We start from the raw sequence: 9,468 nt of genomic DNA, 5'->3' as shown, positions 1-9,468 counted from the left end.
GCGGGGGCCGGCGCCGGCGGCGGATCAGCCGCGCGCGCCGGGGCGACCACCGCCGCGCCGCCGCGCAGCAGACCCAGCAGGCTCTCCGCCTTCACGACGAACAGCCCCGCCATGGCGGCGATCGCGACCGGCAGCAGGCGGGGTCGCACCATCAGCCCTGGCCCCGCGCGGCACCGAGTGCGAGCGCGCGCACCAGGTCGCGTTCGGCCTGGCTTTGCAGGGCCGGTTCGACCGCGCGCGGGGCTTCGGCCGCCAGCGGACGGCCGGCGCGCACCAGGCCTTCCAGCCGGTCGGCCAGCGTCTCGGCGCGCTCGATCAGGTAGCGCAGGTCGTCGCGCAGGGGCTCGGCCGCCGCGGTGCGCTCGGCCACCTGCCGCCCGGCGAGTTCGGCCGAGGCGCGCAGCCGCACCATCGCGGCCTCGGCCATGCGCGCCGCCTCGCCCAGGCCCTGCGCGCTGCCCTCGAGCGCACCGCGGTCGCGGCGGATCTCGCGCAAGGCGCGCTCGAGCCGCAGCGCGAAGGGAATGGCCGCGCCGAGCAGCCCCAACAACACCAGTTGCAGACCCCATTCGAGGACCGACATGCCTCAGGCCTCCATGCCGCGGTTGCGGGGGAATTCGCGCGCGATGCGCACCGCCAGGCGCTGGTCCTGGCGGCCGAGCTCGCCCTCGAACATCGCGACGTCGCCGCAGCGCAGCCGCACCGGCGCGCCCGGCGCCACTCCCAGCGCGATGCGGTCGCCCACCTTGAGGTCGAGAATGGTCGAGAGCGGCAGCAGCTGCTCGTCGAGCACCACGTCGAGCGCCACCTCGGTCATGCGGAGTTCCTCCGCGAGGTGCGTCTCCCAGATGCTGTCGCGGCCGAACTTCTCGCCCATGAACTGCTGCAGCAGCAGCTCGCGCACGGGCTCGAGCGTCGCATAGGGCAGCAGGATCTCGAGCTTGCCGCCGCGATCCTCCATGTCGACGCGCAGGCGCACCAGCACGCAGGCGTTGGACGGGCGGGAGATGGCGGCGAAGCGCGGGTTCACCTCGAGCCGGTCGAATTCGAACCTCACCGGGCACAGCGGCTCGAAGGCGGCCGTCACATCTTCCAGCACCACGCCGATCAGGCGTTCGACCAGGGTGCGCTCGATGGTGGTGTAGGGCCGGCCCTCGATGCGCATGGCCGCCGTGCCGCGCCGCCCGCCCAGCAGCACATCCACCACCGAATAGATCAGCGCGGAATCGACCACCACCAGCCCGTAATTGTCCCACTGCCTGACATGCGCGACCCCCAGCATGGCCGGCAGCGGAATGGAGTTGAGGTAGTCCGCGAAGCGCAGCGAGACGATGCCGTCGATCGAGACTTCCACGTTGTCCGATGTGAAGTTGCGCAGCGTCGTCGACATCAGTCGTACGAGCCGATCGAAGACGATCTCGAGCATCGGCAGGCGTTCGTAGGACACCAGGCCGGAGGAGATGATCTTCTGGATGCCGCTTTCCTCGGCCGCGGCGCCGCCGCCGCCCTCGAAGCCCAGCAGGCTGTCGATCTCGGCCTGGTTGAGCACGCGCGTCGCATCGGGCGTGGGTGCCGCTGCGGCGGGCTGCGCGCCTTCCTCCTCGAGCGCGGCGCCCCAGGCGGCGGCGAGGTCTTCCTCCTCTCCCTGGCCGCTCATTGCACCAGGATCTCCACGAAGAGCACGTCGGTGACACGCGGGGCCGGCTGCATGCTGCCCGGCGGGGGCGTCAGCGCGATGTTCGCGCGCGCGACCAGTTCCTCGCGCAGGCGATGGGTCCCAGCGGAGCCGCGCAGCTCCTCGGGGCGCGTCTCGCGCAGATAGGTCTGGAACAGGTCGAGCAGCCGCGGCATGGCGGCGGTGATGGCCGCGCTGTCCTCCGCGCGCGTGATCTCGAGCTTCGAGCGCAGCTTCACGAAGACCGGCCGGCGCCCCGTGGCGTTCAGGTTGGTGACGATCTCGGGCATGTCGAAGAAGGCGGGCGGGCGCGGCGCGGCCGCGGCAGCGACCGCCTCGGCCGCGGGTTGCGGATGCCCCATCCCCAGCAGCGGCGGCAGGATCCCGGTGAACCACAGCCCTGCCCCCGCCGCCGCGAGCACGAGCGGCAGCCCCAACAGCAGCAGCGTCTTCCTGCCGCCGCCCTCCTTCGCCGCCTCGTTCGCTCCTGCCGCTTCCGGCGCCGCCGACATCCACGCCCTCCTGCCAAGACGTGCATCCTCCGCTGCTGCCGTTAAGGAAGGCTTTCGCCGCGGCGCACCCGGGGCGGATGTGCCGCGCGCAGGGCGCATGCTGCCGCCGCCGGGCAGGTTCTGCCGCCCATGCGGGCGCGTTTCGCTGGCACGGCGGTTGCGCTCCGCCTGCCCGGCCACCGCCGGAGACACGCCGCATGGACAGCCCGGGCTACATCATCCTCTCGCGCCTCGCGCTGCAGAACCGCGCCACGCAGGTGCTGGCGCACAACCTGGCCAATGCCGACACGCCGGGCTTCCGCGCGCTGCGCCCGGTGTTCGGCGAATACGTCCAGCGCCAGGACCAGGGCGGCGCCCCGCCCGGCGGGCGCCCCGTGGCCTTCGTGCAGGACCGGGCGACATGGCGCGAGATGGACACGGGCGCGATGCAGGTCACCGGCAATCCGCTCGATGTCGCCATCACCGGCGATGGCTTCTTCGCCGTCGAGACCCCGCGCGGCGAGCGCTACACGCGCGCGGGCCGCTTCAGCCTCGGCGAGGGCGGGCGGATCGTCGACATGGAGGGCAACCTGGTCCTCAACACCGACGGCGCGCCCATCGCCACCGCCCCCAACGACACCCGCATCAAGATCCAGGGCGACGGGACCATCCGCTCCGAGAACGGCGTGCTCGGCCGGCTGCGCGTGGTGCGCTTCGACAACCCGCAGGTGCTGCGCGCCGAGGGCGACCGCGTCTTCGACGCCGCCGGCGCCGACCCGGTCGCGGTCGACCGCCCCGCGCTGCGCCAGGGCGTGCTCGAGGGCAGCAACGTCCGCTCCATCCTCGAGATGACGCGCCTCACGGCCGAGCTGCGTGAATTCCAGTTCGCCGCGCAATTCGCCGAGCGCGAAGGCGAACGCCTGTCCACCGCCGTCGAGCGCATCCTGCGCCGGCGCTCGTAAGGAGACCGCGCGATGCGATCGCTCCACGTCGCCGCCACCGGCATGATGGCCCAGCAGAACAATGTCGAGGTCATCTCCAACAACATCGCCAACATCTCGACCACCGGCTACAAGCGCCGGCGCGCGGAATTCCAGGATCTGATCTACCAGAACCTGCGCCGCACCGGATCGCAGTCGGCCGATACCGGCACCACCCTGCCCTCGGGCGCGCAGATCGGCCTCGGCGTGCGCACCGCCGCGGTCTATCGCATCGCCGAGCAGGGCAACCTGCAGCAGACCGAGAACCGCTTCGACATCGCCATCCGCGGCAATGGCTACTTCCAGATCCAGATGCCGAGCGGCGAGACCGCCTATACGCGCGACGGCACCTTCGGCCTGAGCGCGGAAGGTACCATCGTCACCGCCGAAGGCTTCGTGGTGAACCCCGGCATCACCATCCCGGCCAATGCGCGCGACGTCACGATCAACGCCAATGGCGAGGTGCTGGCCAAGCTCGACGGCCAGGTGCAGCCGCAGAACGTGGGCCAGCTGCAGCTCGCGATCTTCGCCAACGAGGGCGGGCTGGAAGCCATCGGCGACAACCTGTTCCTCGCCACCCCGTCCTCGGGCGATGCGCAGCAGGGCGCGCCGGGCACGCCGGGCTACGGGCAGACCATGCAGGGCTTCATCGAGACGTCCAACGTCAATGTCGTGCAGGAGATCACGTCGCTGATCACCGCGCAGCGCGCCTACGAGATGAACTCCCGCGTCATCACCGCATCCGACGAGATGCTCTCCACGCTGACGAGGCTCCGCTGATGTTCCGCCGCGCCATCCTCGCCCTGCCGCTGCTGGCCCTGCCCGCGCGCGCCGACACGCTGCCCCCCGCGCCCCGCCCCGTGGTGCTGGCCGAGGACGCCATGCTGCGCCTGGGCGACATCTTCGAGAACGCCGGCCCGCGCGCCGGCCAGGCGGTCGGCGCCGCGCCCGCGCCGGGGCGGCGGATGCTGCTCGATGCCGCCAACCTCGCCGCCATCGCGCGCCGGCATGGGCTCGCCTGGCATCCGCTCTCGGGCGAGGAGCGCAGCATCGTCGAGCGCCCCGGCCGCCCCGTGCCGCGCGACGAGATGGAGGCGCTGCTCAGGCTCGAGCTCGCCCGCCTCGGCGCCGATGCCGATTTCGACCTCGACCTGCCGGGCTTCGCGCCGCCGCTGGTGCCCGTCGCGGCGCTGCCCGAGGTGACGCTCGAAGCCCCGCACTACGACCCCGCCACGCGCCGCTTCGCCGCCACGCTGGTGGTGGCAGCCGAGGGCATGGCGATGCAGCGCCTGCGCATCGCCGGGCGCGCCGCACCCACCGTGCCGGTGGTGCTCGCCACGCGCCGCATGGCGGTGGGCGAGGTCGTCCGCCCCGGCGACGTCGAGGAACGCCGCCTGCGCACCGAGCGCGTACGCCCGGGGATGGCACAGCGCATCGAGGACGTGGTCGGCCGGCAGCTGCGTCGCCCGATCGGCTCCGCCATGCCCTTCGTGACCATCGACCTCGTCGCCCCGGTCGTGATCGGCAAGAACCAGCCGGTGCTGATGCTGCTGGAAGCGCCGGGCATCGCGCTCGCGGCGCAGGGCCGCGCGCTCGATGCGGCGGCGATGGGGGAGATGGTGCAGGTGATGAACCTCGCCTCCCGCCAGGTGGTCGAGGCCGAGGCGATCGGCCCGGGGCGCGTGCGCGTGCGCATCGGTGCCGCGCCACTGCAACTCGCCGGGCGGCGCTGAGCCATGAAGCGCCTCGCCATCCTCGCCCTGCCGCTGGCCATGGCCGCCTGTTCCGGGGCCGAGCGGCTGTCGCGCCTGGGCGACCCGCCGGAGATGGCGGGCGTCACCAACCCCACCGCCGACCCGCGCTGGCGGCCCGTCAGCATGCCCATGCCCAACCCGCAGGACCCGCCGCTGGCGAACAATTCCCTGTGGCGTCCGGGCAGCCGCACCTTCCTGCGCGACCAGCGCGCGGCGGCAGTGGGCGACATCATCACCGTGCTGGTGGCGATCCAGGACGAGGCCGAATTGCAGAACCGCACCACGCGCTCGCGCGACAACAGCGAGTCGATGGGCGTGCCGCGGCTGCTCGGCCTCGATGCCTCCTATGCGCGGCTGTTCCCCGGCGGGTTCGACCCCTCGAACATGGTGCAGGGCAATTCCACCAGTGGGGTGAACGGCACGGGTGCGACGCGGCGCAATGAATCCGTCACGCTGCGGGTTGCCGCCACCGTCACGCAGCTGCTGCCCAACGGCAACCTGGTGGTGACCGGGCGGCAGCAGGTGCGGGTCAATTCCGAACTGCGCGACCTCACGGTCGGCGGCGTGATCCGCCCGCAGGACATCGCCTCCGACAACACGGTGCGCCACGACCGCCTGGCGGAGGCGCGCATCGCCTATGGCGGGCGCGGCACCATCAGCGACGTGCAGCGCCCGCGCCTGGGCCAGGAGTTGCTCGACATCATCCTGCCCTTCTGAGGGCGAGGAAGCGGTCGATCACGGCGCCGAGGCCGGGCTCCTGCGCCTCCTCATAGGCGTAGCGCGCGCGCACCACGGGCTTGCCGATGCCCGGCAGGACGCGCAGGTCGGCCGGCGTGCCGCTGACCACCACCTCCGCCGCCGAGGCGGCGATCGTCGAGGCGAGGTCGCGCAGCTGCGCCGCGTCGTAGCCCATCGCCGGCAGCACCGGCCCAAGATGCGGGTAGCGCGCGAAGACCGCGGCGATGGCGGGCGCGGCGGACAGCCGCGGGTCGATGATGGCAGCGGCACCGGCCGCCAGCGCCCCGGCATGGCCCGCGCCCGTCGCCATGCCGCCATGCGTCAGGGTCGGCCCGTCCTCGACCACCAGCACGCGGTGGCCGCGCACCGCGCCGGGGTCGTCCAGCGTGACGCGCGACGCGCCGCGGATCACCGGTGCGGCGGGGTTGAGCGCGCGCGCCGCTGCCTCCACCCTGGACACGGCCTCGGGGGATACCGCGTTGCTCTTGGCCACAAGCACGACATCGGCCATGCGCAGCACCGCCTCGCCGGGGTGGTAGGCGCTCTCGTCGCCGGGGCGCAGCGGATCGACCAGCGTGATGAGCAGGTCGGGACGGATGAACGGAAAGTCGTTGTTGCCGCCATCCCAGAGGATCAGGTCGCTCTCGCGCGCGGCGAGCTCGAGGATCCGCGCATAGTCCACCCCCGCATAGACCGCGTGGCCGGCGGCGATGTGGGGCTCGTATTCCTCGCGTTCCTCGAGCGTGCAGTCGGCGGCGTCGAGATCAGCGAGGCTCGCGAAGCGCTGCACCGCCTGCCGCGCCAGGTCGCCATAGGGCATGGGGTGGCGCAGCACGCCCACGCGCATCCCCACCGCGCCGAGGCGCGCGGCGATCCAGCGCGCGACCTGCGACTTGCCGCAGCCGGTGCGCACCGCGCAGACGGCGATGACCGGCCGGCCCGCCCGGAGCATGGTGCGGCGCGGCCCGAGCAGTTCGAAATCCGCCCCGCCCGCCAGCGCCGCCGAAGCCAGGTGCATCACATGCGCATGCGTCACGTCGCTGTAGGCGAAGACCACGCTGTCCACGGCACGGTCGTGCAGCAGGCGCGGCAGGTCGGCCTCGTCCAGGATCGGCACGCCCTCGGGATAGAGCGGCCCGGCCAGCGCCGCCGGATAGGCGCGCCCGGCGATGCCCGGGATCTGCGCGGCGGTGAAGGCGACGACGTCGCTGCCCGGATCGTCGCGGAAGACCGTATTGAAGACGTGGAAGTCCCGCCCCGCCGCACCGAGGATGACGACGCGGCGCCGCGCGCTCGATGTCATGGCGCAACCTCCCTGCCCGGGGCGCATGGTGCGCCCGCCGCCCCGGCCGGCACAGGGGTTTCCCGACCGCGGCGGGGGTCCAGGGGCCTGGATCCCCTTGCATCGGCCTCTCCTGTTCACGCACCGATCGTGGGCAATCCGCACCACCGGTTGAAACGCGGGGCAGTGAGGCAACGGCATCTGCCGACGCTCGTCCCGCGTGATACCCGCCATCCGTCGTCACGGAGAGCCCCGGGAACAGTGACGCAGCCTCCGCCGCCTGACAGGGTCGCGGTGCCGGAACAGCGTCGAGACCGCGATTGAATCGTTACCCGCCGACGTCTCAGCCATTGCTCAGGTGCATTCGTTCGGAAGCCCGAGTTCTTCACACAAAGCCGCTGCGGCCGCGTCGCCCTCCCGGTCAGCGGTCCGGAGAAGGTCGAGGAAGGCATCCTCCGCCTCTCCGAGCGAACGGTTCCGCAGCCTGATGATCCCCGGATGAACCGAGACCCAGGGATCGCGCCAGGGCAACGCGACGACCTCGCCGGCCCGAAGGGCGGGTGCTGCGATGGCGATCGTCACCGCCGCGACGGCATCCGAATGCGGCAGCGTGCGGAGCGCCACGGTCGGGCTTTCGTGGATCAGCGCCGGGAAGGCCGCATGCGTGCGGCCCGCCGCCCTGGCCTCGGCGCGCGCCGAGGCGATGGGGGCCTGCACCGCCGTCGGGATGCGCCCGATCAACACCACCGGATAGGCCATGATGTCCGCGAGGCCGATGCCCGCCCGGCCGACGAGCGGATGACCGGGCCGGACGACGAAGACACCTGGCTGCGGTCGCAGCCGCTCGACATCGAGGCCGTCGCCCATCTCCGCCTCGAAGCCGCGCAGATCGAGCAGGCCGAGGGACGCCTCTCGCTCATGCACCGCGCGGGGCACCTCCGCCCAGTTGGCTGAGACGAGGCGCAGGCGCACCCGCGGGTACAGCGACAGCATGCGCGCCGCGGCGACGATGCACAGCGTCTCCGCGATGTAGGCGCCCGCGGCGATGTTGAGGTCGCGCACCTGGTCGCCGCGCGCCTCGGAGGCATGGCGTTCGAGCCGCTCGAGCCTTTCGAGGATGTCCGCTGCGTCCATCAGCACCGCACGGCCCAGGTCCGTGGTCGTCACGCCGCGCGGGCTGCGCTCGAACAGGGGGCCGCGAAGCCGTGCTTCCAGCGCCGCCAGTTGCCGTGTGAGCGCCGGCTGCGCGATGCCGAGCACGCGCGCCGCCCGGACCAGGCTGCCGTGCTCATGGATCGCGCGCACCATCCGGAGGTCCCGGACCTCGAACATATGCCTCCCCGAGCAATCGAAGATTGCCGAACCGGCATTGGGCACCGCCGCCGCAATGATGGCAACGTCCGCCCCGCGAAACCGAAGGAGGGAGGGGGAATGCGGAACGCCGCAGCCGACGCGCCTGTCCTGCCGAACCAAGCCGCGCCGGGCGTCATGGCGCGCATTCCCGGCGGCACCTTCCTGATGGGCTCGGACTACCACTACCCCGAGGAAGGACCCGCGCACCCCGCGCGCGTCGGCGCCTTCGACATGGATGTAACAACGGTGACGAACGCCCAGTTTGCCGCCTTCGTGGCTGCGACCGAGCATGTCACAGTCGCCGAGCGGCCGCTCGACCCCGCCCTCTATCCGGGGGCGGATGCTGCCATGCTGGCGCCCGGCGCGCTTGTCTTCCGCATGACGGAAGGCCCGGTCGACACCCGCGACATCTCGAATTGGTGGCACTGGACGCCCGGCGCCCACTGGCGCGCGCCCGAAGGCCCGGGCAGCACCATCGAAGGGCGCGAGGATCACCCCGTCGTCCAGGTCGCCTTCGAGGATGCCGAGGCCTATGCGCGCTGGGCCGGCAAGGAACTGCCGACCGAGGCAGAGTGGGAACTCGCCGCCCGTGGCGGGCTCGAGGGCGCGGAATTCGCCTGGGGCGACGAGCTCGCGCCCGGCGGCCAGCACGTTGCGAACACCTGGCAGGGCCCCTTCCCCTGGAGGAACTTCGCGACCGACGGCTTCGAGCGGACCTGCCCGGTGCGGTCCTTCCCGCCCAATCCCTATGGCCTGCATGAGGTCTGCGGGAATGTCTGGGAGTGGACGACGGACTGGTGGGCCGCCCAGCACGCCGCCGATCCGAAGAAGCCCTGCTGCGCCCCGCTCAATCCGCGCGGGCCGGCGATCGAGGGGTCCTTCGACCCCGCCCAGCCGGCCATCCGCATCCCGCGCAAGGTCGTGAAGGGGGGCTCCTTCCTCTGCGCGCCGTCCTATTGCCGGCGCTACCGCCCCGCGGCCCGGCACGCCCAGATGGTCGACACCGGCATGAGCCACATCGGCTTCCGCTGCATCCGCCGCCACGCGGCATCCGCCTGAGGGAAGGACACACCATGAGCAACGAGACGAACGGGCGCTCGCGTCGCGGCATGCTGCTCGGCGGCGCCGCGGGGCTTGCCGCCGGCGCGCTGCCGGGTGGCGCGACCCTGGCGCAGGCGCAGCAGCGCCCGGCCGC

10 protein-coding genes are annotated in these 9,468 nt (G+C 72.5%); 5 read left to right on the top strand and 5 right to left on the bottom strand.

Annotated features, from left to right (window positions below; genetic code table 11):
• Positions 1-151 precede the first annotated feature (151 nt).
• From HW578_RS18005 to HW578_RS17995, 3 genes are read right to left on the bottom strand one after another with little or no spacing between them, the layout of a single operon-like run.
• Entirely contained in the window at positions 152-583 is a 432-nt protein-coding gene (locus HW578_RS18005; protein WP_198372008.1) for a DUF6468 domain-containing protein, read from the bottom strand.
• 3 nt (positions 584-586) lie between these two features.
• Positions 587-1,657, bottom strand: coding sequence for a flagellar motor switch protein FliM (fliM, locus tag HW578_RS18000; RefSeq protein ID WP_198372007.1), 1,071 nt, complete (start codon positions 1,655-1,657; stop codon positions 587-589).
• Entirely contained in the window at positions 1,654-2,187 is a 534-nt protein-coding gene (locus tag HW578_RS17995; RefSeq protein WP_198372005.1) for a flagellar basal body-associated FliL family protein, read from the bottom strand. The genes fliM and HW578_RS17995 overlap by 4 nt, the downstream gene beginning before the upstream one ends.
• A 197-nt stretch (positions 2,188-2,384) precedes the next feature.
• Between HW578_RS17995 and HW578_RS17990 the strand changes: the two genes are divergently transcribed.
• Genes HW578_RS17990 through flgH form a run of 4 tightly spaced genes read left to right on the top strand, consistent with a single transcriptional unit; the run spans position 2,385 to position 5,617 of the window.
• Positions 2,385-3,128: a flagellar hook-basal body complex protein gene (locus HW578_RS17990; protein ID WP_198372003.1), complete on the top strand. Its 744-nt coding sequence runs from the start codon at positions 2,385-2,387 to the stop codon at positions 3,126-3,128.
• Positions 3,129-3,140: 12 nt separating this feature from the next.
• Entirely contained in the window at positions 3,141-3,926 is a 786-nt protein-coding gene (gene flgG / locus HW578_RS17985) for a flagellar basal-body rod protein FlgG (protein ID WP_198372001.1), read from the top strand.
• Positions 3,926-4,879, top strand: coding sequence for a flagellar basal body P-ring formation chaperone FlgA (gene flgA, locus HW578_RS17980; RefSeq protein WP_198371999.1), 954 nt, complete (start codon positions 3,926-3,928; stop codon positions 4,877-4,879). The genes flgG and flgA overlap by 1 nt, the downstream gene beginning before the upstream one ends.
• A gap of 3 nt (positions 4,880-4,882) precedes the next feature.
• Positions 4,883-5,617: a flagellar basal body L-ring protein FlgH gene (flgH, locus tag HW578_RS17975; protein WP_198371997.1), complete on the top strand. Its 735-nt coding sequence runs from the start codon at positions 4,883-4,885 to the stop codon at positions 5,615-5,617.
• On the opposite strand, the gene HW578_RS17970 is transcribed toward flgH, so the two are convergent.
• Positions 5,601-6,941 carry a GTPase gene (locus HW578_RS17970; RefSeq protein ID WP_198371996.1) on the bottom strand — a complete coding sequence of 447 codons (1,341 nt, stop codon included), beginning with the start codon at positions 6,939-6,941 and terminating at the stop codon, positions 5,601-5,603. The two genes, flgH and HW578_RS17970, sit on opposite strands and share 17 nt — an antisense overlap.
• A gap of 333 nt (positions 6,942-7,274) precedes the next feature.
• Entirely contained in the window at positions 7,275-8,252 is a 978-nt protein-coding gene (locus tag HW578_RS17965; protein ID WP_198371994.1) for a LysR family transcriptional regulator, read from the bottom strand.
• A 99-nt stretch (positions 8,253-8,351) separates the two neighbouring features.
• On the opposite strand from HW578_RS17965, the gene HW578_RS17960 reads away from it, so the two are divergent.
• The gene (locus HW578_RS17960; protein ID WP_198371992.1) at positions 8,352-9,332 is read left to right on the top strand and encodes a formylglycine-generating enzyme family protein; all 981 of its coding nucleotides are present in this window, start codon (positions 8,352-8,354) and stop codon (positions 9,330-9,332) included.
• The last annotated feature ends 136 nt before the right edge of the window (positions 9,333-9,468 follow it).

The sequence above is a fragment of the Roseomonas rosulenta genome (assembly GCF_016106005.1).
Lineage (GTDB): Bacteria > Pseudomonadota > Alphaproteobacteria > Acetobacterales > Acetobacteraceae > Neoroseomonas > Neoroseomonas rosulenta.
This window is presented reverse-complemented; position numbering and strand designations above follow the sequence as displayed.

What these genes read in the sequence shown, in the direction of transcription:
- HW578_RS18005 (WP_198372008.1), bottom strand. Translation starts at nt 583, where the DNA reads ATGTCGGTCCTCGAATGGGGTCTGCAACTGGTGTTGTTGGGGCTGCTC.
- fliM (WP_198372007.1), bottom strand. Translation starts at nt 1,657, where the DNA reads ATGAGCGGCCAGGGAGAGGAGGAAGACCTCGCCGCCGCCTGGGGCGCC.
- HW578_RS17995 (WP_198372005.1), bottom strand. Translation starts at nt 2,187, where the DNA reads ATGTCGGCGGCGCCGGAAGCGGCAGGAGCGAACGAGGCGGCGAAGGAG.
- HW578_RS17990 (WP_198372003.1), top strand. Translation starts at nt 2,385, where the DNA reads ATGGACAGCCCGGGCTACATCATCCTCTCGCGCCTCGCGCTGCAGAAC.
- flgG (WP_198372001.1), top strand. Translation starts at nt 3,141, where the DNA reads ATGCGATCGCTCCACGTCGCCGCCACCGGCATGATGGCCCAGCAGAAC.
- flgA (WP_198371999.1), top strand. Translation starts at nt 3,926, where the DNA reads ATGTTCCGCCGCGCCATCCTCGCCCTGCCGCTGCTGGCCCTGCCCGCG.
- flgH (WP_198371997.1), top strand. Translation starts at nt 4,883, where the DNA reads ATGAAGCGCCTCGCCATCCTCGCCCTGCCGCTGGCCATGGCCGCCTGT.
- HW578_RS17970 (WP_198371996.1), bottom strand. Translation starts at nt 6,941, where the DNA reads ATGACATCGAGCGCGCGGCGCCGCGTCGTCATCCTCGGTGCGGCGGGG.
- HW578_RS17965 (WP_198371994.1), bottom strand. Translation starts at nt 8,252, where the DNA reads ATGTTCGAGGTCCGGGACCTCCGGATGGTGCGCGCGATCCATGAGCAC.
- HW578_RS17960 (WP_198371992.1), top strand. Translation starts at nt 8,352, where the DNA reads ATGCGGAACGCCGCAGCCGACGCGCCTGTCCTGCCGAACCAAGCCGCG.